Source organism: Pseudomonas putida (assembly GCF_001636055.1).
Taxonomy (GTDB): Bacteria; Pseudomonadota; Gammaproteobacteria; order Pseudomonadales; family Pseudomonadaceae; genus Aquipseudomonas; species Aquipseudomonas machongensis.
The window spans coordinates 3,622,230-3,645,199 of the sequence record NZ_CP011789.1; the positions used below are offsets into that span (position 1 = coordinate 3,622,230).

Annotated in this window: 23 protein-coding genes; 6 read left to right on the forward strand and 17 right to left on the reverse strand. The window is 64.9% G+C overall.

The genetic code is table 11. The features are described from left to right. Positions 1-46: 46 nt before the first annotated feature. The 8 genes from tpx to AB688_RS16030 form a co-directional block, all read right to left on the reverse strand. The gene (gene tpx, locus AB688_RS15995; protein ID WP_063545083.1) at positions 47-547 is read right to left on the reverse strand and encodes a thiol peroxidase; all 501 of its coding nucleotides are present in this window, start codon (positions 545-547) and stop codon (positions 47-49) included. Positions 548-671: 124 nt separating this feature from the next. After that, complete coding sequence (locus tag AB688_RS16000) at positions 672-1,952, reverse strand: serine/threonine transporter (protein ID WP_063545084.1); 1,281 nt, start codon at positions 1,950-1,952, stop codon at positions 672-674. 279 nt (positions 1,953-2,231) lie between these two features. After that, positions 2,232-3,431, reverse strand: a complete 1,200-nt coding sequence (locus AB688_RS16005) for an aromatic amino acid transaminase (RefSeq protein ID WP_054890818.1) — start codon at positions 3,429-3,431, stop codon at positions 2,232-2,234. A gap of 119 nt (positions 3,432-3,550) precedes the next feature. After that, on the reverse strand, positions 3,551-4,762 hold the full coding sequence (locus tag AB688_RS16010; protein WP_063545085.1) for an acyl-CoA dehydrogenase family protein: 1,212 nt from the start codon (positions 4,760-4,762) through the stop codon (positions 3,551-3,553). A 10-nt stretch (positions 4,763-4,772) separates the two neighbouring features. Further along, a complete protein-coding gene (locus AB688_RS16015; RefSeq protein WP_063545086.1) occupies positions 4,773-6,482 on the reverse strand; it encodes a dipeptide ABC transporter ATP-binding protein in 1,710 nt (569 codons plus the stop codon). Then, positions 6,479-7,342: an ABC transporter permease gene (locus AB688_RS16020; protein WP_063545087.1), complete on the reverse strand. Its 864-nt coding sequence runs from the start codon at positions 7,340-7,342 to the stop codon at positions 6,479-6,481. The genes AB688_RS16015 and AB688_RS16020 overlap by 4 nt, the downstream gene beginning before the upstream one ends. Further along, positions 7,339-8,322 (reverse strand): ABC transporter permease, encoded by a 984-nt coding sequence (locus AB688_RS16025; protein WP_063546749.1) that lies wholly within the window; start codon positions 8,320-8,322, stop codon positions 7,339-7,341. The genes AB688_RS16020 and AB688_RS16025 overlap by 4 nt, the downstream gene beginning before the upstream one ends. Then, positions 8,319-9,989: an ABC transporter substrate-binding protein gene (locus AB688_RS16030; protein WP_063545088.1), complete on the reverse strand. Its 1,671-nt coding sequence runs from the start codon at positions 9,987-9,989 to the stop codon at positions 8,319-8,321. The genes AB688_RS16025 and AB688_RS16030 overlap by 4 nt, the downstream gene beginning before the upstream one ends. Before the next feature lie 218 nt (positions 9,990-10,207). Between AB688_RS16030 and AB688_RS16035 the strand changes: the two genes are divergently transcribed. Continuing rightward, positions 10,208-10,819, forward strand: a complete 612-nt coding sequence (locus tag AB688_RS16035) for a LysE family translocator (protein WP_063545089.1) — start codon at positions 10,208-10,210, stop codon at positions 10,817-10,819. Between the two features lie 45 nt (positions 10,820-10,864). Here the strand turns inward: AB688_RS16035 and AB688_RS16040 are convergent, their stop codons facing one another. The 4 genes from AB688_RS16040 to AB688_RS16055 all read right to left on the reverse strand — a co-directional run bounded on the left by AB688_RS16040 (position 10,865) and on the right by AB688_RS16055 (position 15,686). After that, positions 10,865-13,090 (reverse strand): TonB-dependent siderophore receptor, encoded by a 2,226-nt coding sequence (locus AB688_RS16040; RefSeq protein WP_063545090.1) that lies wholly within the window; start codon positions 13,088-13,090, stop codon positions 10,865-10,867. Positions 13,091-13,381: 291 nt separating this feature from the next. After that, positions 13,382-14,596, reverse strand: coding sequence for a YeeE/YedE family protein (locus tag AB688_RS16045; protein WP_063545091.1), 1,215 nt, complete (start codon positions 14,594-14,596; stop codon positions 13,382-13,384). 103 nt (positions 14,597-14,699) lie between these two features. Continuing rightward, positions 14,700-14,846, reverse strand: coding sequence for a type B 50S ribosomal protein L36 (gene ykgO / locus AB688_RS16050; RefSeq protein ID WP_063545092.1), 147 nt, complete (start codon positions 14,844-14,846; stop codon positions 14,700-14,702). An 87-nt stretch (positions 14,847-14,933) separates the two neighbouring features. Further along, positions 14,934-15,686, reverse strand: a complete 753-nt coding sequence (locus tag AB688_RS16055; RefSeq protein WP_063545093.1) for a methyltransferase domain-containing protein — start codon at positions 15,684-15,686, stop codon at positions 14,934-14,936. Between the two features lie 114 nt (positions 15,687-15,800). On the opposite strand from AB688_RS16055, the gene AB688_RS16060 reads away from it, so the two are divergent. After that, complete coding sequence (locus tag AB688_RS16060) at positions 15,801-16,469, forward strand: class I SAM-dependent methyltransferase (RefSeq protein WP_063545094.1); 669 nt, start codon at positions 15,801-15,803, stop codon at positions 16,467-16,469. A gap of 59 nt (positions 16,470-16,528) precedes the next feature. On the opposite strand, the gene AB688_RS16065 is transcribed toward AB688_RS16060, so the two are convergent. Next, complete coding sequence (locus tag AB688_RS16065; RefSeq protein WP_063545095.1) at positions 16,529-17,428, reverse strand: hypothetical protein; 900 nt, start codon at positions 17,426-17,428, stop codon at positions 16,529-16,531. A gap of 151 nt (positions 17,429-17,579) precedes the next feature. On the opposite strand from AB688_RS16065, the gene AB688_RS16070 reads away from it, so the two are divergent. From AB688_RS16070 to AB688_RS16085, 4 genes are all read left to right on the forward strand, one after another. Continuing rightward, positions 17,580-18,281, forward strand: coding sequence for an AzlC family ABC transporter permease (locus AB688_RS16070; protein ID WP_063545096.1), 702 nt, complete (start codon positions 17,580-17,582; stop codon positions 18,279-18,281). Continuing rightward, positions 18,278-18,592 (forward strand): AzlD domain-containing protein, encoded by a 315-nt coding sequence (locus AB688_RS16075; protein WP_054890831.1) that lies wholly within the window; start codon positions 18,278-18,280, stop codon positions 18,590-18,592. Before AB688_RS16070 ends, AB688_RS16075 begins: the two co-directional genes overlap by 4 nt. Further along, entirely contained in the window at positions 18,589-19,422 is an 834-nt protein-coding gene (locus AB688_RS16080) for an AraC family transcriptional regulator (RefSeq protein ID WP_063545097.1), read from the forward strand. Before AB688_RS16075 ends, AB688_RS16080 begins: the two co-directional genes overlap by 4 nt. A gap of 64 nt (positions 19,423-19,486) precedes the next feature. Beyond that, positions 19,487-19,714 carry a hypothetical protein gene (locus AB688_RS16085; protein WP_054890833.1) on the forward strand — a complete coding sequence of 76 codons (228 nt, stop codon included), beginning with the start codon at positions 19,487-19,489 and terminating at the stop codon, positions 19,712-19,714. Positions 19,715-19,765: 51 nt separating this feature from the next. Here the strand turns inward: AB688_RS16085 and AB688_RS16090 are convergent, their stop codons facing one another. The 4 genes from AB688_RS16090 to AB688_RS16105 all read right to left on the reverse strand — a co-directional run bounded on the left by AB688_RS16090 (position 19,766) and on the right by AB688_RS16105 (position 22,820). Then, positions 19,766-20,248, reverse strand: coding sequence for a copper chaperone PCu(A)C (locus AB688_RS16090; protein ID WP_063545098.1), 483 nt, complete (start codon positions 20,246-20,248; stop codon positions 19,766-19,768). Next, entirely contained in the window at positions 20,249-20,857 is a 609-nt protein-coding gene (locus tag AB688_RS16095) for an SCO family protein (protein WP_063545099.1), read from the reverse strand. 285 nt (positions 20,858-21,142) lie between these two features. Further along, positions 21,143-21,727, reverse strand: a complete 585-nt coding sequence (nfuA, locus tag AB688_RS16100; protein ID WP_063545100.1) for a Fe-S biogenesis protein NfuA — start codon at positions 21,725-21,727, stop codon at positions 21,143-21,145. 58 nt (positions 21,728-21,785) lie between these two features. After that, entirely contained in the window at positions 21,786-22,820 is a 1,035-nt protein-coding gene (locus AB688_RS16105; protein ID WP_063545101.1) for an acyltransferase family protein, read from the reverse strand. Between the last annotated feature and the right edge of the window lie 150 nt (positions 22,821-22,970).

Here is a 22,970-nt window from a genome sequence, read left to right on the forward strand (position 1 = left end):
CAGTGTGTAAACCGCCAGGGCCGCGGGGCGACCCTCTGGCCAGCGTTTACTTCAGGACAGCCAGAGCCGCCTCGTAGTTCGGCTCGTCGGCAATTTCCCCGACCAGCTCGGCGTGCAGCACCTTGTCGTTTTCATCCAGCACCACCACGGCGCGGGCGGTCAGGCCGGCCAGCGGGCCGTCGGCGATGGCAACGCCGTAGTTCTCGATGAACTCACGACCACGCAGGGTCGACAGGTTCTTTACATTCTCCAGGCCTTCGGCGCCGCAGAAGCGGGCCTGGGCGAACGGCAGGTCGGCCGAGATGCACAGCACCACGGTGTTGGTCAGGTCATTGGCCTGGGCATTGAACTTGCGCACCGAGGTGGCGCAGGTCGGGGTGTCGACGCTCGGGAAGATGTTCAGCACCTTGCGCTTGCCGGCATAGTCCTTCAGCGACTTGTCGGCCAGGCCTTCGCCGACCAGGGAAAAGGCAGGCGCCTGGGCACCGACCTTGGGCAGCTCGCCCTTGACCTGAACCGGGTTGCCTTTGAGAGTCACTTGAGCCATGGCAGAAATCCTTATACGGGGTTTGAAAAGGATTCCGAGTTAATCGCTTTTAGCGCCGGGCTGCAAGCTTAGAGCAACAGGCAGGCGCGGATTGCCGCGCGCCCGCCTGCGCTGTGCAACGGCCTCAGTTCAGCAGGCCGTAGACCACCGAGCTCAGGGCCACCAGGCCGATCACCAGGACGAAGAGGTTGGACATCGCGCCGCTGTACTTGCGCATCGACGGCACACGGCGGATGGCGTACATCGGCATCAGGAACAGCAGCACCGCGAGGATCGGCCCGCCCAGCGACTCGATCATGCCCAGAATGCTCGGATTGAGCGTGGCGACGATCCAGCACACCACCAGCATCAGTGCCGCGACCACGCGGTCCAGGGCCTTGGCGCCCGGGCGCAGGCCGGTCTTGACGATGATGCCCTTGAGGCCTTCGCTGGCACCGATGTAGTGGCCCAGGAACGACTTGGCAATCGCGACAAAAGCGATCAGCGGCGCAGCAAAGGCGATGGCCGGATTGCTGAAGTGGTTGGCCAGGTACGACAGGATCGACAGGTTCTGCGCCTTGGCCTCGGCCAGTTGCGCGCTGCTCAGGGTCAGTACGCAACTGAACACGAAGAACAGCACCATCACCACCATCAGCAGGTGGGCACGGGCCAGGATCTGCCCGCTGCGCTCATCGGCATGATCGCCATAGCGACGCTTCTGGTCGACCGCGAAGGCCGAGATGATCGGCGAGTGATTGAACGAGAACACCATTACAGGGATCGCCAGCCACAGGGTGTGCACGAACGCCGAGCCAGACGGCAACTGGCCAGCCGTATCGAGAATGCCACCATTCCAGTGCGGCACCAGGTACAGGGCCAGCAGCGCCAGGGCGACGATGAAGGGATACACCAGCAGGCTCATGACCTTGACCGTGGCCTGCTCACCGCAGCGCACGATGGCCAGCAGGCCGAGGATCAGCACGAACGAGAGGATCGCCCGGGGCGGTGGCGTCATGTGCAACTGGTGCTCCATGAAGCTTGCGACCGTGTTGGTCAGCGCCACGCTGTAGATCAGCAGGATCGGGAAGATGGCAAAGAAATACAGCACGGTGATCAGCGCACCGGCAGTGATGCCGAAATGCTCCTCGACCACCTCGGTGATATCGCCGCCCTTGCTGCCGGACAGCACGAAGCGGGTCAGCGCACGGTGTGCGTAGTAGGTCATGGGGAAGGCCAGCACGGCCAGGATCAGCAGCGGCCAGAAACCGCCGAGGCCGGCGTTGATCGGCAGGAACAGCGTACCTGCGCCGATGGCCGTGCCGAACAGGCCCAGCATCCAGGTGGTGTCTTGACGCGACCAGCTACCGAGGGTGGCTTGTTGGGTCGATTCGAAGCGTTGTTCAACGCTTTGGGCCTGCTCATTCATTCCGGGTGCAACTCCACTCGCAAGACTGCAACAGGCTGAGAGTGGCGAAATAGAAGCCTCTCGCCACCTCAACCGAAAAAGAGGGGCGCGATTGTGCACTGAATAGGTGCTGTTGCGAAGCCCCGTCCGAGGGACGGCACCTGTTTTGGGAAAAGGAAGCGGATGATGGTGGGAGCGGCGGTTCGCCGCTGCGACTTGCCCGCGAAGGCGTCGGTAATCTCACGTCTTCATTCGCGGGCAAGCCCGCTCCCACAGCCCAGGCATGCCTGGGCCGGCGGATCAGCCCTGTTGCACCGCCGCGAATGCCTCGGCGACACGCTGCAGGTTGTCCGGACGCAGGCCCGCCATGCACACCCGGCCGCTGTCGATGATGTACACACCGAACTCGTCACGCAGGCGACGTGCCTGCTCGGCACTGAAGCCTGTGTAGCTGAACATGCCGCGCTGGCGCAGGAAGAACTGGAAGTCCTGGCCTGGCAACTGCTTGGCCAGTGCATCGACCAGCCCTTGGCGCATGTCGAGGATACGCTTGCGCATGGTCTCGACTTCCGCCTGCCACTGGGCGTTCAGGCCGGCATCGCCGAGCACCCCAGCGACCAGCAGTGCACCATGGCTGGGTGGGCTGGAGTAGTTGCGGCGCACGGTAGCCTTGAGCTGACCCAGTACGCTCTGAGCGCTTTGTGCATCATCGCTGACCACCGACAGCCCCCCTACCCGCTCGCCGTACAGCGAGAAGATCTTGGAGAACGAGTTGCTGACCAGGCACGGCACACCGGCACGGGCCATTTCCCGGATGGCGTAGGCGTCTTCGGCCAGGCCTTCGCCGAAGCCTTGGTAGGCGATGTCGAGGAACGGGATCAGCTCACGCGCCTTGACCACCTCGACCACTTGCTGCCACTGGCTCTGGCTCAGGTCGACGCCGGTGGGGTTGTGGCAGCACGGGTGCAGCAGGACGATGCTGTGCTTGGCCAAGGTTTGCAGGCTTGCCAGCATGCCATCGAAGTCCAGGCCGCGGGTGGCCTGGTCGAAGTACGGGTAGGTGTGCACCTTGAAGCCCGCGCCTTCGAAGATCGCGCGATGGTTGTCCCAGGTCGGATTGCTGACCCACACCTCGGACTGCGGGAAGTAGCGCTTGAGGAAGTCGGCACCGACTTTCAACGCACCCGAGCCACCCACGGTCTGCACAGTGGCGACACGCCCGCCGGTCACGGCTGGGTGGTCGGCACCGAACAGTAGTGCCTGGATCGCCTGGCGGTAGCTGGCCAGGCCCTCCATGGGCAGGTAGAGCGAGGCTTCATGCGGCTGGCCGGCCAGGCGTTCCTCGACCTGGCCTACCGATGGCAGCTGCGGCACCACACCGGCTTCGTCGTAGTACAGGCCGATACTCAGGTTGACCTTGTCGGCACGGGGATCGACCTTGAAGGCTTCCATCAACGAGAGAATCGGGTCGCCGGCATAGGCATCGACATGTTTGAACACAGCGTGCAGCTCCTTGGATCAGGACAGTTCGGAAAGGCTTCCCCGAGCATACCTGCAGTGGCGCGCAAGGAACATCATTGAATGTGCAAGCTGTGAGTGCAGGTTTGCATAGCGCCTCCTCAGAACAACCCCGACACCGGTGGGCGGGTGCCCTTGAGCTGCCAGGCCCCGACCACCGCCGCCTTCCACTGCCGTGGATTGTGGTTGGCCACGGTCCGGGCATTGCGCCAATGGCGGTCGAGATTGTGCGCGCGCCCGGTGGTCGAGGCGCCGCCGACGTCGAACAACGTCTCGGCCGCTTTGAGTGCAAGCTCTGCGACCAGGTACTGGGCCTGCGCCACCTCAAGGGCAGCCTGCTCCACCGCTGCCTCGTCCAACTGCGCCGCCCAGGCCCGGTCGATCGTGGCGGCCGCCTTCAGCACCAGCGCCTCGGCGCCGTAGGCGCGCGCTGCGATATCGCCCACGCTCAGTTCCACATACGGGTCGTCCACCGAACGACTGGCCGTGCTGTGCTTGATCGGCCGGGCATGCTCGCGAGCGAAGCGGGTGGCATCGTCCAGCGCATTGCGGGCGATCCCGGCCAGCACGGTGCCCAGGAACAGCTGCAGGAACGGCGTCACCAGCGTGCGCCTGCCCTCCTCCACGGTACGCGTGCGCAGTTCGCTCTCCTCCACCCGCACATTGCGCAGGTGCGTGGTGCCGCTGGCGGTCAGGCGCTGGCCCATGGCATCGAAATCATCGACCAGCTCCAGGCCATCGCGATCACGCGGGAGGATGAACGACACCGGTTGCTCGTCCTCATCCAGCGCCACCGCGCTGACATAGTCGGCGAACAACGCTCCGGTGCTATAGAACTTGCTGCCATTGGCGCGATAGTGGTCACCCTCGCGGACCAGCCGTGCGGCGATGGCACCATTGGCGCCGCCGAGTTCCCAGCCGGCATTGCCGATCACCGCGCCTTGCAGGTAGCGCGCGAACCAGCGCTCGCGCTCCTGTTCGGCATCCTCTGCGCTCGACACCAGCAGGCCCTCGACAAAGGCGAAACCCGGGCGCAGGGCCTGGGCAACGTTGGAATCGGCCGACGCGATCTTCAGCAGCAGCTCGATGACATCGCTCACCGTGCCACCGGGCCCACCATAGCGGGTCGGAATGCGCACGGTGTAGAGCCCGGCCGCAGCCAGTTGGGCAATGGCCTCGAAAGGCAGTTGGCGCTCACGCTCGCGTTCGGCCGCACCGGCGGCGATATGTGGCAGCAGTGCATCGATGCGCACCTTCAAGGCCTCGACGCTGGCGGCGGGAGCTTGGGAGGGGAAACGTTGGAAGGTGGTCATGGGGCAATCCTTAAATGGCGATTTTCCAGAGGCGTGATTCATCGAACAGGTCGAAGGCTTCGTGTTCCAGGTCCAGCGGCGGCACCACCAGCTCGGCGCCGCTGCCCGGCAGGCGCGGCACCGAGCCGAGCAGACGGCGGGTGTATTCGTGGGCAGGCTGCTCGAACAACTGCTCGACCGGCGCGTGCTCGACCACCTGGCCATGGCGCATCACCAGCACGTCATCGCTGACATGGCGAATCACGCCCAGGTCGTGGGAGATGAACAGATAGGCCAGGCCCAAGGTGTCCTGCAGGTCGGCCAGCAGGTCGAGTACCTGGGCCTGTACCGACACGTCCAGCGCCGACACCGGCTCGTCGCAGATGATCAGCTTCGGCTCGCTGGCGATGGCGCGGGCGATCGCCACACGCTGGCGCTGGCCGCCGGAGAGCTGCAACGGGCGGCGGCTGGCCAGGCTGGCCGGCAGGCGCACCTGTTCGAGCAGCACATGAACGCGCGCCGGGCGCGCCGCAGCCGCGAAGCCCGCCACCTGCAAGGCGTCATCGAGGATCTGTGCCACGGTCCAGCGCGGGTCGAACGAACCCAGCGGATCCTGGTAGATCACACTGATCTGCTGGCGCAGCGGGCGGCGGCTGGCTTCGCTCACGGCATTGCCCGGGCGGTTCCATGGCTGGCCGCGATACAGCACCTCGCCCTGGTCCGGTTGCAGCAGTCCGAGGGCAATGCGCGCAACCGTGGTCTTGCCCGAGCCGGACTCACCGACGATGCCCAGGGTCTGCCCGGCGCGCAGGGTGAAGTCCACGCCCTTGACCACCTGACGCACAACGCCGTCAGGGCCGGTGTAGCGCTTGCCCAGGCCATGGGCCTGCAGCAGCACCTCGCCAGGCACGACGCTACGCGCTACTCGCTCGCCCGAACGCTCCGGCGACAGGCGGCTGCCACGCGGATGCTCCGCCGGCACCGCGGCCAACAGCGCCTGGGTATAGGGATGTCGTGGCTGGCGCAGCACCTGCTGCATCGGCCCCTGCTCCACCACCTCGCCATGGCGCAGCACCACCACCTCATCGGCCAGTTGCGCGACCACCGCCAGGTCATGACTGATGATCAGCAACGATGCCCCCCGCGCCTTGATCTGCTGGAACACCTCAAGAATCTGCGCCTGGACCGTGGCATCGAGCGCAGTGGTGGGTTCGTCGGCGATCACCAGCGCCGGATCCAGTGCCAGCGCACTGGCGATCAGCGCCCGTTGGCGCAGCCCTCCAGAAAGCTGGCCTGGCCGCTGCCGCGCACGCAACGCCACATCCGGCACCCCGACCCGTTCGAGCAGCGTCAGCACGCGCGCAGCGCGCTGCGCCCGATCTCCATAGCCATGGGTCTGCAACACCTCGAGGATTTCCTTGCCCACGGGCCGCAGCGGGTCGAGCGACACCAGCGCATCCTGCAGCACGAAGCCGATATCCTTGCCACGCACCGCACGCCACTGACGCTCGCTCAGGGCCAGCAGGTCGCGACCGCCAAAGCCCAAGGTGCGCGCGGTCACCTCGCCACGCGCACCCACCAACCCCACCAGGCTGCGGGCGCTGACGCTCTTGCCCGAGCCAGACTCCCCCACCAGGGCCACACAGCGACCCGGCGCCAGGGTGAAAGACAGTTCACGCACCACGCTGCGGCCTTCGAACGTCACGTTCAGGCCCTCGACGATCAAGGTCTTGTCGCTCATGGCAGGCGGCCCTCCAGGCGGTGTTGAAGGTAGCGGCCGGCCGCGGTGGTCGCTAACGTGGTGAGTACGATGAACAGGCCGGGGAAAAAGGTCAGCCACCAGGCGCTGGCGATGAAATCGCGGCCCATCGACAGCATGGTGCCCCACTCAGGCGCAGGTGGTCGGGCACCAAGGCCCAGGAAACTCAGGGCAGATGCCCAGACAATGGCTTGACCGACGCCCATGGTCAGGGTCACCACCAACGGCCGCATGGCATTGGGCAATAACTGACGCAAGACAATGCGTGCGGTCGGGTGCCCCAGCGCTCGCGCCGCTTCGATATAGCCCGAATTGCGCACCGCCAGCACCTGGCCGCGGACCATCCGCGCGTAGCCAGGAGCCCCACCCAGACCGGTGGCGATGATCAGTGGGCCAACACCGCTACCGAACACCGCCACGAACAGCAGCGCCAGCACCAGGCTGGGAAAGGCGAACAGCACCTCCAGCAGCCAGCCCACGCCACGATCCACCCGCGCCCCGCCCAATCCGCCGAGCAGCCCGAGGCTGACGGCGATGGCCATCGACAGCAAGGTGGCCGCCACGCCGATCAGCAGGCTCTGACGCGCGCCGTGGACGATACGCGCGAAGATGTCGCGCCCCGACTGGTCGGTGCCCAGCCAGTGCGTCCAGCTCGGTGCCTGGAAGGCCTCACGAGGCACGATCGCCAACGGGTCGATGCGAGTGAACAACCCCGGCGCCAGCGCCGCCAGCAATAGCGCCAGCAGGAACAGGATCGCCAGGCTCGCCCCCAGCGGCGGCCAGGGCAAACGCACTTGTCGACGCACTGGCGTCTGGCTGTGTTCAAGAATCAGGTCGCTCATGCGCTCGTCTCCTGTTGGCGTGGGTCGATCCATTGATAGAGCAGGTCCACGAGAACGTTGGCCAGCACGTAGGCAGCAGCCACCACCAGGGTGATGCCGATCACCAACGGCAAATCCTGCAGTTGCACCGCCTGGTACAACTGACGGCCCACGCCCTTGCGCGAGAAGATCACTTCGCACACCACCGCCCCGCTGATCAGCGCACCGATGGCCCAGCCCGACAGCGACACGCCCGGCAGCAGGGCGTGGCGCAGGGCATGCCGGAAGCGCACCGCCAGGTCGCTCAGGCCACGGCTGCGGGCGCTGAGGATGAAGGGCTGATCGAGGGTCAGCTCGAGTGATTCACGGGTCACCTGGGCGATGAACCCTGCCAGCGGAATGGCCAGGGAGAATGCCGGCAGCACGAGGCTTGCGAGGCTATCGCTGCCCGCCGGCGGGAACCAGCGCAAGCCGAAGGCGAATACCGCCAGCAGCACCACCCCCAGCCAGAAGTGCGGCAAGGCGGCGCTGAGGGTTTCAGCCAGCGAGGCGAGTCCGCCGATGAGCCGGCCACGGCCAGCCGTGACCACCGTCAGCAGCAGCACCAGCAACCAGGCCAGCACCAGTGCGGCGAACGTCAGCTCGAGGGTTGCCCCGGCCTGTTCCGCCAGCACGCGGGTCACAGGCTGGTGCTGGGAATAGGACTGGCCCAGGTCGCCCTGCACCAGACGCCCGAGATACAGCGCGTATTGCACCGGCAACGGTTTATCCAGGCCGTACTCGCGCCGGGTTGCCTCGATGGCCTCCGGCGTCGGGTTGCCGGTGGTGCCACCGAGAATCGCCAGCACCGGGTCACCCGGCATCAGACGCAGGGCGAAGAACGTCAGGGTCGCCACCGCCCACAGCACCAGCAGGCCGCCGCCCAGGCGAATGGCGGCGCGACGTCCGAGCACACGCAGGCGCTCGCGACGGGGATCGGTCAGGGTCGTCGTTTCACTCATTTGCTCACCCATGCGTCATAGAGGTAGGTCACCGCCAGCGAGGGCTCCAGGCGCACACCGTGGGCCGTCTTGTAGAGGCCCAGCCGGGTGCTCTGCGGGTAAGTGGTCAATTGCAGGTACTGGCTGGCGGCCTGTTGCTGAGCCTTGAAGTACAGCGCCCGACGGCGCTCCGGGTCCTGGGTGGCGAGGGCGTCGTCGAGCAGCGCGTCGAAGCCCGGATCGGCGAAGCCTGAGGAGTTCTGGTGATAGCCGCCGACGCCTGCCGGCTGGACGAACGCCGAGCCAAAGATGATGCGCAGCACATCCGGGGTGTTGGTGTTCCAATAGCCGGTGCGGATGTCATAGTCCCAGGCGGCCTGACGCGCGGTGACCTGGGCGTCGCTCATCTGGTCGATCACCAGCTCCAGGCCGGCCTGACGGGTGGTGGCCTGCACCTGCTCCCAGAGGGTCAGCTCCGAAGGCGGTGTACGCGCGCCGATCAGCACCACCGCGCTCAGGCGCTTGCCATTGCGTGTGCGGTAACCCTGCGCATCACGCCCGGTCCAGCCTGCGTCATCGAGCAATCGGGCGGCGCGCTGCGGATCGTAGTCCTGGCTGCGCTCGAACTCGCCGCTGTAGAACGGCGTGGCCACGCTGAGCGGGCCGCCGGCTCGCGGAAACTCGCCGAAGTACACACTCTTGAGCGCACCTTCGATATCGGCGCTGCGCACGAAAGCTTCGCGCACACGGATATCATCGAAGGGCGCCCGGCGCAGGTTGAACGTGCCGTTGGTGGGGTTGCCGGGACGCTGGGCAATGATCAGCTCGACATCCGGATTGCGCCGCGCCGCCTCGTGCGACTCGGGCGGCACGCTCTCGATCACGTCCACCTCACCGGCCTGCAGCGAGGCGAAACGCACCGAAGGCTCCTGGATGAACTTCCACACGATACGCTCGAGATACGCCGGGCCCTGGTGCCTGGCAGTCGGCGGCGCCCAGTTGTAGTCGGCATTGCGAACCAGCTCGACCTGGTTCTGCCGGTCCCAGCGCAGCACCTTGAATGGCCCGCTGCCCACCGGGCTTTCGCAGTTCTCGTCACGGCTGCGCTTGAGCGCGGTGGGTGACTGGATACCGAGAAAGCCTTGGGCGAGCACTTCGAGGAAGGCGGCGTAAGGCGTGGCCAGGTGCACCACGGCGGTGTATTCGTCGACGATGTCGGTGCCGCGATACTGGCGGATATAGCCGCCTGCGGTGCTGGACTGGGTCTTGGGGTCGGCCATGTGGTCGAGATTGGCCTTGACCGCCTGGGCATTGAACGGCGTTCCGTCGGTGAAATGCACGTCGTGGCGCAGGTGGAAGGTGTAGCTCAGGCCATCGGCGGACGCCTCCCAGCGCTCGGCCAGCCAAGGGCCGATACGGCCGTCGCTGTCCATCGACACCAGCGAATCCAGGTACTGCTGGGCCACGAACACTTGCGGCATGTCACCCGCCACATGCGGGTCCAGGCAGGTGGGCTCGCGGTCGGTGGCATAGACCAGGGTTCCGCCGCGCACCGGCTGGTCGCTATGGGTCGTGACCTGCTCGGCACGCTCGCAGCCGACCAGCGCCAGCACGGCACAGAGCGGGATCAAAGGGAAGTTGAGTCGGTTCAAGGGCGCTCCTGCGGATGACTGGGCATGCAGGGGCATTTGCAGGAGTTGTGCCGGGTTTCAACCCCCTGATTTTGCTGGGATTTGCCAAATACGTGGTGATCGATGGCGGGCAAAGTGTGCGCAGGGTGTTGGCAAGCCAACAGTTGAACTGTCAGTTCATACCCATGCATAAAGACAAGCGGCCCTATACTCCGCACTCACAGGGCCGCTTCCGCGCAGCGGGCCCGCCGCCCCTTCCCCTACAAGGCGTTCTCATGGCACTCGACACCTGGCTCATCTACCTGCTGGCAAGCATCGGCCTGTCACTGACCCCGGGGCCGAACAGTTTGCTGGCCCTCACTCATGGCGCCCGCTACGGCGCGCGGCGAACGCTGTTCACCATCCTCGGCGGCATGTGTGGTTTCAGCGCCCTGATCGCCCTGGCGATGTTCGGGCTGAGCGCACTGCTGCAGACGTCGGGTTCCGTGCTGCAAGTGCTCAAGTGGGTCGGCGGCGCCTATCTGCTGTGGCTCGGCATCCAGCTCTGGCGTGCCCCACCCTTGCACCTGGACCTGGCCCAGGGCCAGGCCCGGCTGGGAAATACCGGATTGTTTCGCCAGGGTTTGCTGTCGGCGCTGTCCAACCCGAAAGTGCTGCTGTTCTATGGCGCCTTTTTGCCACAGTTCATCGACCCGCAACGCGGCCTGGCCCTGCAGTTCATCGTGATGGCGGCGACGTTCGCCTGCGTGGAATGCCTGGTCGAATACCTGCTGGCACGCCTGGCCGGTCGCATCAGGCCGTGGTTGGCCAAGGGCGGCAAGGGTTTCAACCGCTGCTGCGGCGCGCTGTTCGCGATGATCGCAGTGGCGTTGCCGCTGGGGCGCTGAGCCTGGCCTGCGAGCGCGTGCACATCGCAGGCCAGGCGCAAGACGCTACAACGACCAGTCCAGGCTGACCATCAGGGTGCGCGGTTCGCCGTTATAGACGCCGTTGTAGAACCCCAGGTTGTTGTAGTAGTGCTCGTCGAACAGGTTCTTCACGTTCACCGAGGCCGACAGGTGTTCGTCGACCTGGTAGCGGGCCATCAGCCCGACCACCGAGAACGCCCGCTGGCTCATGCGGTCCCTGACGGTGATGATGCCACCCGATGCATTGCGCCCCACCGGGCGGTTGCCGACACCGAAGGTGTGGCTCTGCCAGTCGAGGGTGCCGCCCACGGTCAGTTTTGGCAGCACCTTGTAGGTGCTCGAGAAACGCACCAGATTCATCGGTCGGGCCGTGTCCTTGCGCGTCTTGTCGCCACGCAGCGCGTGGGTGTAGCTGTAGCCCAGGCTCATCTGCCAGTCCGCCATCACCTCGCCTGCCAACTCGGCCTCGAAGCCCTCGACCACCGCCCCCTTGCCACCGGACTTGTAGTACTGCTCGCCGTTGGGGCCTGGCGGCACAGAGTCGTCGACCTCCGCAACGTTGTCCTGCTTGCTACGGTACACCGCGGCGCTGAGGTTGGCCCGATCCTCGAACAGGCTGCCCTTCAGGCCCAGCTCGTAGACCTTGCCCACGACCGGGTCCAGGTACTTGTCGCTGATGTCCTTGTTGGTCTGCGGGTTGAAGATGTCGGTGTAGCTGACATAGACGGTGAACTGCTCGTTGAGGTCGTAAAGCACACCGGCATAGGGCGTCCACTGGTCGTTCTGGGTCTGCTCGCTGCGGGAGATGTCGGTGACCGCCAGGTTGTCATCGTATGTCCAGGGCTTGCTGGTGGTCTTCCAACTGCCGTAGCGGCTGCCAAGGACCAGGTGCAGGCGATCGGTGGGGTTGAGCCGGGTAGCGATGTAGCCGGCCTTCTGCTCGATGCGCGAGCGCGATTCATCCAGGCCAGTCTTGCGATCGTAGAACTTGGGAATCCCGCCCATGTATTTCCAGTCGGGGATGATCGCGTAGCCCTGCGGATCGTTGCGGCCGGTGTAGTACGGCGAGCTGTCGCGTCGCTCGGAGACCCCGTAGCCGATCATGAAGTCGTGGGTACGGCCCAGCAGCTGGTAGGGGCCGGCAAGGTTGAAGTCCACGGCATCCATCTGCTCCTCTCCGGAGAAATGACTGCTCCAGGCTTTCATGCCACTGCGGTCGGCCTCGGGGAAGCCATTGCCGCCGTAGTAGACCTTGCCGTCGCTGTCGCTCTGGCGGTGGGTGTAGGCCGCCTTGAGCAGCCAATCATTGCCCAGTTGCTGATCGAGCGTGGCGAACACCGTCTGGTCCTTCAGCGGCCAGGACGACCAGGGCGCCGCCAGGTTGGTCGAGCGCGGCAGGTTGGCCTTGCTGCCATCGGCGTTCCAGTAGGGCACGGTGCCCCAGCTGGAGCCCTGGACATGCTTGTTCTGGTAGTCGTAGCCGACCGCCAGCACCGTGCTGTCGGTAAGGTCGGCCTCGAGAATGCCGTAGGCCACCTCACGTTGGGTCTGGTAGTGGTCCATGTACGACGTGTTGTCGCGATAGGCCAGCACCGTGCGCCCACGCAAGCGCCCGTCCCAGCCCAACGGGCCGCCAACGTCCAGGTAGCTGTAGTAATTGTCGAAACTGCCGGCACTGATGCCGGTCTTCACCGCCAGCTCATGGGTCGGGCGTTTGCGCACCATGGCGATGGTGCCGGAGGGATCACCCGCGCCGGTGGTCAGGCCGGTGGCGCCACGCACCACCTCGATACGGTCGTAGATGATGGTGTCGGAGTCGGACTTGAGCCCCGAGAAGGTGTTGAGCATTCCATCGATCTGGAAGTTGTTGATCGAGTAGCCGCGCGCATAGTACGTCGGTCGCTCGGAGTCGTTGCGCTGGACGGTCACGCCAGTGACGTGGCTCAGCGCTTCGGACAGGGTGTCGAGCTGGAAGTCGTCCAGCTGCTGGCGGGTCAGCACCGAGACCGATTGTGGGGTTTCCTTGATCGACAGGTTCAGGCGCGTGGCGGCGCTCATGCTGCCGGTGGTGTAGGAGCCGGTGTGCTCGGTGGTGCTGCCCAGGCCCTGGGCGAGGATTTCGGTGGAGCCGAGCTCCAGTACGCCTTCCTCGGAACGCTTTTCGCGCTCTTCGGCCAACCCTGCCGGGCTGATGACGGTGGCGCACAAACCCAGGGTGAGGGTCATGCTACGGCTGATGGGCGCGAACATCGCTGCCTTTCTCCTTGTTCGATTCGATGAAAGTCCTGGATACCGGTTGACCGGCATTCATATGATAACGAATATCGTATGAGAATCATTATCGAATTGTCATCACAACGAAAACAGAGGATCAGCTTGTAAGGTTCAGAGCCGCGGCAAGATTGGAATCATCAGAAAAATAATCTTATGTATATCAATAGCATAAGAAACATACATGAGGTCATTTATAGAAAAACCTCATGTAGTTTCTCAACATTTGGCAGGCACCTATCGCTTACGCTGCAGTGCCCTGAACGCGCCTCAGCAACCGGTCAGGGTCGCTGCGCGTCGCTCGCCAGCGAAGAACAGCGGCCGCAGTCGCACACCGATCAGGTTGCCGGTATAAGCCGCCACCAACCACAACCAGCCATGCACGCTGCCTGAGGCGATGCCGCTGAAATAGGCGCCGATGTTGCAGCCATAGGCCAGGCGCGAACCGTACCCCAGCAGCAGGCCGCCGATCACCGCGGCGATCAGCGAACGCGCCGGGATCTTCAGGCTCGGCGCGAAGCGTCCAGCCAGGCCGGCAGCGAGCAAGGCACCTAGCACGATCCCCAGGTCCATTACCGTGGTGATGTCCTGCCACAGCGGTGCAGCCAAGGCTTTGGCGTTGGCCGGCGCCTCCCAGAACACCCAGCTGCCCACATCCACGCCCAACCCGCTCAAGGTCTTGGCGCCCCACAAGGCGAAGGCCGAGGTGATGCCCCAAGGGCGTCCGGCCAGCGCCAGGGTGGCGTAGTTCAGCAGTGCCAGCGCGATTGCGCCCCACACCAGCGGCCACGGCCCGCGCAGGAAACGACGCAGGCCTTGGTGCTCGCTGTTCACGGGTGCTTCCAGTGCGCCATGGCGACGCTTCTCCAGCACCACGGTGACCCAGGCGATCACCCCGAACAGTGCGAGGCTGGCCACCAGCGCAGGCCCCATGCCCCAGGCCTGGACGATCGAGGTGGCCGGGAACGAGGGCAAGGCGAACCACCAGTCGGCATGGTGGGTCGCGGTGACCGAGCCGATGATGAAGAACAGCAGCGTTACCAGCATCCGCGCATTGCCGCCACCGACAGTGAACAGCGTGCCCGAGGCACAACCACCGCCCAGTTGCATGCCGATGCCGAAGATGAACGCGCCGAACACCACCGACACCCCGGCTGGGGCCACAAGACCGGTGACCGGGTTGCCGAACAAACTGCCCGCCGACAGCGCCGGGAAGAACAGCAGGACCGCCAGCGCCAACATGACCATCTGCGCGCGCAAGCCTGCGCCACGGCGTTCATTGATGAACACCCGCCAGGCCGAGGTAAAGCCAAAAGCGGCATGGTAGAGGGTCAGGCCCAGCGCCGCGCCAACCAACAGCAACAGCACCTGCTTGAAACCGGCATTGAGGTTGAGGAACCAGGCGCCTGCCAGCAGCAGGGCCAGGGCAATCAGCGGCGCGCCAAGGCGACGCGGCTCAGGTGTGACGGTAGCGGAAAAACCCATTGAAATACTCGGATTAACAGTCGAACGGGCGGCGAGTATACCGCCGCACATTCGCGGATGGGAGCAACCGTCTTGCTCACACCCTTGAAAGCAGACCTGCCGCTCAACCGCGCTTCTTCCTCACGCCACCTTGGCGCGCCTTGAAGCGTGGGTTCGACTTGCAGATGACATACAGGCGGCCGCGGCGCTTGACCACCTGGCAGTCGCGGTGGCGCAGCTTGGCGTGCTTGAGGGATGACAAGACTTGCATGGTGATTCTCCGATAGGGCATTTGATAACGTAATAACATTACATTAACGAGAATCATTAGCGATTGGCAAGCCCCTCTCCTATTGCGTCAACGCTTGTTCGCCCACACCCCGAAGGCCATGTCGCCGATATAGATCCCCTGCGACTGCATGCGCTCGGCATCCAGCCGTGCCTGTAGCGTTTCGATCCCCACCTGACGCGCCGTGGCGATGCCGTGCTCGAGGATTCGTGGCAGGCACGCACGTATGATCGCTGCCAGCCCGTAGGGACTGTCCGGGGTCTGCAACAGGCATTCGGCGCGCAGACTCTGCACCTGCAGTCCGGCTTCGGTGAAGATGCGATGCAGGTTGAAGCCGATATGCAGGTCCGCCCCTTCGTGGGCGAGCATGCGCTGCAGCCACTGCTGGACACGGCGATGCAGCGGAAAAGGCGCCAGGCTTGCCGGAGTCAGGGTGCTGTCGTGTTCCTGGAACACCAGCACGCCACCAGGCAGCAACAGCCTGGACAACCTGCGCACAGCCAGGACGGCGTCTGGCTGGTACATCAGCACCCGCCGACCGACGATGGCATCGAACAGCCCCAGGGCTTCAGGCAAGCGATGCAGGTCACAGGCGACGAACTCGACCGGGGCATGGCCTGAAACAGGCGAACGCTGGCGCGCCAGCTCAAGCGCGGCCAGAGACTGGTCGACGCCGACCACCGCCCCGTCAGGCCCCACCAACTCGGCGAGCAGCACGCTAACATCGCCCGTTCCACAGCCGACATCCAGCACCCGCATGCCAGGGCCGATGCCCGCGTCAATCAGCAATCGGGTGGTGAAATCCGTCGTCGAAAGTGCCATGCGCTGCTCCTTGTCCAGGGAGGCCAGTGTGGCGGCGGCATGGGCCGATGCACAAGTATCGCGGCAGGGTTGCACTAGAATGCTGTTCACCGCCCACGCTACGCAGGCCAATCAATGCCCAATCCCACCACCCAGTTACTGGACAGCTGGCAGCACAATGCCAAGGCCTGGATCGAGGCCGTGCGCAGCGGCAGCATCGCCTCGCGCCGCCAGGTCACCGACCAGGCGATCTTGCTGGCGATCCTCGGCCGCCAGCCGGAGCGTGTGCTCGACCTCGGCTGTGGCGAGGGCTGGCTGCTGCGCGCCCTGGAGAGCCGGGGAATCGAGGCGGTGGGTGTAGACGGCGACAGGACCTTGGTCGAGTCGGCCAAGGCTGCAGGCTCGGCGCAGGTGCACCTGGCCAGCTACGCGCAACTGATTGGCGCCGAGGTGGAGATCGGTCGGGACTATTCGCTGATCTGTGCCAACTTCGCCCTGCTGCATCAGGACATCATCCCGCTGCTCGGCGCCTTGGCGCCAAGGCTGGCACACGACGGCGCACTGTTGATCCAGACCCTGCACCCGTGGAGTGCTGCCGCGGGCAACTACCAGGATGGCTGGCGGGTCGAGTCCTTTGCAGGCTTCGAGGGCAACTGGGAACCCATGCCCTGGTATTTCCGCACGCTGTCCAGCTGGCTTGCCGCACTGGACATGGCAGGCTTCAACCTGTGCACGCTACAGGAGCCGCAACACCCCCAAAGCCCGGGGCCGCAGTCGCTGCTGCTGATCGCGCAACCCAAGTGAAACGCTTGCCGGCCCTGGGAGGGCTTGCCGCAACGCATTGCCCGCCCAACGGGCCAGGGCTATTGGCCGTCGAGGCTGGCCACATGCGCATCCAGTTCCTGCTCGGGCGGCGACAGGTGCAGGACGCGATCGCGGCCGCCTTCGGCGAGCAGGTAGCCACCCTTGCCATCGGGCACGATCGACTGCGGCGCCTTGAGGAAGGACAACACGGTATGCCGCTTGCCATCGGCATCGATGCGCAGCAGGCGCGCGCGATGCGTGGAGTCTTCGCTGATCCACAGCCCGCGCTGGTCGCAGAACAGGAAGGTGGGATTGCGCAGCCCCTCGGCCACTACCGGGTCTTCACCCCCTTCGTTCAGCGCGCGGATCTTGCCGGCAGCCTTTTCGGTATAGAGCAACTGACCACCGCTGCAGCGGGTCAGGCCTTCGGTTTCAGTCAGCGCCGAGCGCAGCACTTCCACCTGGCCGCTCTGCCAGTCGTAGCGCATCAGGCGGCCATCGCCCTTGCGATCCTCGATGGCGTAGAGGTGATCGCCATCGTTCCATAGGCCCTGCACACTTTCGCCGTTGAACAAGGCGGTGATCTGGCCATCGCGAGACACGCTGACCGGGGCCAGTCCGCCCTCCTGGCTGAACACCCAGCCGCCCTCGACCGCGACCATGCCGTCAGGCTTGGACAGGCCATCGACCACTACCACCCGCTCGCCCTGTGGGGTGATCTTGAGAATGCTGCCCAGCCCATCGTCCAGCTCACGGCTGACCAACAGGCTGCCATCGGCCAGCGGCAGCAGCGAGGCGGCCTTGGCCACGTCACGGTGCAGCACCTGCACGTGCCAGCCATCGGAGGCCTGCACCGGATAGAACGTCTGCCAGGCGAAGAAGCCCAGGGCGCAGGCCACCACGCCTGCCGTCGCCGTCAAGGTCAGCTTTACACCACGCTTGCGCAACACTTGAATCATCGATCGCTCCTTCTTGTGGCGGCGATCCTAGCAAGGGGATGTGAAAAAAATGTCGTGAAGCGCATCGCACCCGCAAACCAGCAAGATCGTTCAAGCCAGGCAGCTTTTTCCTCTGGCATGCTGAACATCCCTGCCCCTGTCCGTAGCCGCCATGTCCAGCAGTCCGCCCCTCGCCCGCCATGCTTTCACCCAAGGCACCGTCGCCATCCTGCCGTTATCGCTCGCCGTTGCGCCCTGGGGGCTGCTGGCCGGCTCCATGGCCATCGAAGCCAACCTCAGCGCCTGGGAAGGCCAAGGGCTGTCGGCGATCGTTTTTGCTGGAGCTGCGCAACTGGTGGCGATCGGCATGCTCAAGAGCGGCGCTGGGCTGCTGTCGATCCTGCTCACCACCCTGTTGCTGACGTCGCAGCACCTACTCTATGGGCTGTCGATGCGCCCTGTGGTGTCCGGCCTGCCGACCCGCTGGCGACTGGGGCTGGGCTTTCTGCTTACTGACGAACTCTTCGCCCTGACCAGCCACCACGACCAGCAACAGTTCAACCGTTGGTACGCATTGGGGGTGGGCCTGACCTTCTATGTGGCCTGGAACCTCTTCACACTGGCCGGCATCATCCTCGGCCAGAACATCCCGCACCTGGACCAGCTCGGCCTGGACTTCTCGATCGTCGCCACCTTCGTCGCGTTGATCACCCCGCTGGTACGCAGCGTGCCGACCCTGGTGTGCGTGGCGGTGTCGCTGTTCTGCTCGGTGCTGTTCAGCCATTGGCACTGGGAAACGGCGCTGGTGGCCGCCGGCCTGCTGGGCATGGCTGCGGGTTTTGTCTGTCAGAAATTCGCCGGGAGCCGCGCATGATCTGGCTGCTGATCGTCGCCATGGGTGTGGTGGTGTTCCTCAATCGCTACGTCTTTCTCGAGCCGCGCCTGCCCCTGCGCCTGGGCTCCAACGTGCGCCAGTTCCTCGGTTTCGCCGTGCCGGGAATGCTCACGGCAATCTGCGGGCCGATCATCTTCCTGCCCGAGCATCAGCTGAACCTCGATCCGCTCAATCCGTACCTGCTCGGCTCGCTGGTGGCCATCGCCCTGGTGCTGTTGACCCGCAGCGTATTGCTGAGCATGCTGGCGAGCATGCTGATCTTCTTTGTCCTGCGCAGCTGGCTGACATGAGCACGCCCCTGCGCGAACAGATCCACCTGTGGCAGGCACCAGCCCTCGGCGATGTCGAGATGCTGCACGCCCGCTACGTACAGCAGCGCTTTGCGCCGCATGTGCACGAAGGCTATGTGTTCACCGTGATAGAGTCCGGCGCCCAGTGTTTCTGGCACCGGGGCAGTGATCACCTGGCGCCGGTCGGCAGCGTGGTATTGATCAACCCCGACGAATTGCACACCGGCGCCAAGGCCCACGAGGCGGGCTGGCGCTACCGTGCGTTCTATCCGGAACACGAACGTGTCACCGGGGTGCTGGACGAGCTGGAGCTGGGCCGCCACGGCTTGCCGCACTTCAGGCAGAGCGTGGTGCAGGACCCGACCCTGGCGGCGGCCTTCAGCCGTGTGCATCGCCTGTCGGAGGCCGGCGCGAGCGCGCTGGAGCAGCAAACCGCCTGGCGCGAGGCGGTCCTGGCGCTGGTACAACGTCATGGCCACTGCAGCGAACCTGCTGCCCCCGGCCACGAACCGCTGGCGGTGGCACGGGCCCGCGAACTGCTGGAGAGCCAACTGGCCGACCCGCCTTCGCTGGAGGCACTGGCCGCGGCGGTCAACCTGTCACCCTTCCACTTTGCCCGGGTGTTTCGCCAGGCCACCGGGCTGCCGCCCCATGCCTGGCTCAAGCAGCGTCGCCTGGCCCGCGCCCGGGAGTTCCTGCGCCGTGGCCTGCCGGCTTCGGAAGTGGCCTTTGCACTGGGCTTCGCCGACCAAAGCCACCTCAGCCGGCAGTTCAAACAGGCCTTCGGTGTGACGCCAGGCGCCTACCGCCTCGCCTGCCTGAACCACTGACCCGTCGCCCGGCAAGACCGCCAGCCGCTGCTACACTGAGAAGGCTGAACGGAGGAATCCTGCCATGTCAGAACGAGAGCTCACCACCCTCATCACGCTGATGAACCAGCGCCAGGCCTGCCTGAGCAGCGCCTGCAAGGAAATCGCCGACTGGATCGACCGGCAGGGCGATGTGCCCTCGGCCGGCAAGATCCGCGCGAGCCTCAAGGCCCTGGAGGCCGACGAAGCCCAGGTTCGCAAAACCCTGACTTCGCTGACCATCGACCGGCCGCTGCCGCGATTCCGTAGCTGAACGACAGCAAGCAGAAAGAACAAGGGCCGCTTGCGCGGCCCTTGTCGGTACTCAGTGCTTCATGTGCATGTGGTCGTGCCCGGCATCCATCTCGGCAGTCAGCGGCTTGACCGGCGCCTGCACCTCGAGTGTCTGCTTCTGGCCCTTGGCATCTTCGATGGTCAAGGTCAGTGGCACCTGCTGCCCTTCCTTCACCTGCTCGTTCAGGCCCATCAACATCACGTGCAAACCGTTGGGATCGAGGGTCACCGGCTTGCCGGCCGGCAGCTCCACGCCCTTCACTTCACGCATGCCCATCACATCGCCATTCATGGTCATCTCGTGCACCTGCACGGTCTTGGCCACCGGCGAAGCCACGCTCACCAGCTTGCTGTCGGTGCTGGCGGTCAGGGTCATGAAGGCACCGGTGGACTGCTGGTGCGGCACGCTGGCGCGCACCCAGGCATCGCTTACGGTGGTGTCGGCCAGGGCCGGCAGGGCCAGGCCCAGCAGGGCGAGAGCGGCCAGGCCGCGCTTGATCGGTTGCATCGACATTCAGCAGATCTCCATCAGGGTGCGCAGGTCTTCGGCGCATTCCTGGGCATTCAGGGAATGGCCCAGGCTCAGGCGCAGGGTGCCACGCGTATCGTAGACGTAGCTGGTGGACGAGTGGGAAATGGTATAGGTGTCGCCGGCAGGGACCTTTTCGTAGAACACCTTGAACTCCCTGGCCACCTCCTCGATTTCTTCCGGGGTGCCGGTCAGGGCGACGAACGATGGATCGAAGGCCTTGACGTAGGCGTCGAGCACTTCAGGGGTATCACGCTCCGGGTCCAGGGTGATGAACACCACCTGGAACAGGTCGCGGTCACGGCCCTTGAGCAGTTTGCGGATCTGCGCGGCGCGTGCCAGCGTGGTCGGGCAGACCGCCGGGCACTGGGTGAAACCGAAGAAGATCATCGGCATCGAGCCGTAGAAGCTCGACAGGGTACGCTCGTTACCCTGCGGATCCTTGAGCTTGAACTTGCGTCCAAGGATCTCGTTGCTCATGTTCTTGCCGTACTTGAAGTCCAGGCCCCGGGCCGGGTTGCAACCCGCCAGCAGGCCAAGCCCCAGTACGCCCATCCCGGCGACGACCGCGCGCCGGGTCAGTAGATCAGTCATGGAACCATCCTTTACAGGGAAGGTGCCGGCCCTCGAGCAGGGCCGGTCGAAAAACCGGGGCATTCTGGCATGACACCCTGAGACCAGCTACCCGACACCCGGAAGATCGGCCCGCAGCCCTTGATTTACGGGCTGCGGCCTGTTGTCGCAGGGCTTGAAACAGTAACACTTTGTTGCTAGGCAAAGGCATTTTTGGCGGGTGGCGAATGCAATCGCGGGGCAAGCCCGCTCCTGCAGGTACGACGCCGTACCTGCAGGAGCGGGCTTGCCCCGCGATAGGGCCTATCAGTAGTAGGCGTTCTCTTTTTGCGTGTGGTCGGTCACGTCACGCACACCCTTGAGCTCCGGGATGCGCTCGAGCAGCGTACGCTCGATGCCGTCCTTGAGGGTGACGTCCGCCTGACCGCAACCCTGGCAACCGCCACCGAACTGCAGCACGGCGATGCCGTCGTCGACCACATCGACCAGGCTCACCTGGCCGCCGTGGCTGGCAAGACCGGGGTTGATCTCGGTCTGCAGGTAGTAGTTGATGCGCTCGTTGATCGGGCTGTCTTCGTTGACCATCGGCACCTTGGCGTTCGGCGCTTTGATGGTCAGTTGCCCGCCCATGCGGTCGGTGGCGTAGTCGACCAGTGCGTCTTCGAGAAACGGCTCGCTGACGGCGTCGATGTAGGCGGTAAAGCTCTTCAGACCCACGGCGGTGTCGTCAGGCTTTTCTTCGCCCGGCTTGCAGTAGGCGATACAGGTCTCGGCGTACTGGGTGCCCGGCTGGGTGATGAAAACGCGGATGCCGATCCCGGGCGTGTTCTGCTTCGAGAGCAGATCGGCCAGATAATCATGGGCGGCGTCGGTAATGGTTATAGCGCTCATGGAAGTTCCTCACAGACTTGCCGCCCAGTGTACGCCAAGCCAGGCCTCGAACAAAGTCCTAGTAATTGACTCGGGATAGTGCAGGCGCCACCTGCCGTGTCCCGCGCGCCCCGAACCAGGCCTTGAGGCGCCGATACAGGCCACGCTCCAGCCACTGGTAGCTGAACCACGACATTAGTCCGATTGACGGTACGCAGAAGGCGAACACCAGATACGGATTGAGCCGCAGCCGCTGGCTGATGAACCAGCCGCCCCACAGTACCAGCACGTGGGTGAGATACACCGAGTACGAACAGTCGCCCAGCGCCTTGAGCACCCGGTTGCCGCGAAAGTACGGCTCCAGCGCGATGAAGGCCAGCACCACCATCGCACTCGGCAGGCCCCAGTGCAGCAGGCGCTGCGAGGCGTCGAGCTGGTACAGCGCGTACCCCGCCGCCGCCAGCACCGCCAGCGGCAGCCACAGCCCCTCGCGGATCAGTCCACGCCGGTACAGCACACCCAGGCCGATGCCCAGCAGGAACTCGTAGATGATGTCGTTGTTGTAGAAGCGGCTGAGCACACCCAGGCGCCCCAGCACCTCGCTGACCAGCAGCAGCGCCGCGGTGACCAGCACCAGGTGATGACGCTGGCGTACCAGGAACGCCAGGCCGAACAGCAGGTAGAAGAACATCTCGAAGTTCAGCGTCCAACCCACGTTGAGGGTGGGGTACAGCCCATAGCCACCCGGGTTTTCCGCTGGCACGAACAACAGCGACAGCACCAGGTGCTGCCACTCGAACACCTGATGCGGCATCCAGCGGCTGGCCACCAGCAACAGCAGCGCCATGAGCAAGGTGTAGAACCAGTACGCCGGGACGATGCGCAAGGCGCGGTTGAGCAGGAATTCGCGCGGGGCGATCTCCTTGTCGCGGGTCGAGAGGTAGATCACCAGGCCGCTGATGACGAAGAAGATGTCGACCCCCACCGCGCCGCGCTCGGCGAGCAGGCGGCCGACGGGGCCTTTGGCATTGAAATCGAAGAAGATCTGCATGAAGTGGTGGCAGACCACCACCCAGGCGGCGAACGCCCGAAGCGCTTGAAGCGAATACAGCATGGGTTGTCCTGCGGTTCTTGGTGCATTCAGGCCCACCGGCGAGCACTGCTCGCGCGAATCACGGAACCCGCCTGCTCCCGCCTGTGGGAGCGAGCTTGTCACGCGATGGGCTGCAACGCATCGCCGGGGCCACCCACAGGTCCGACCGCA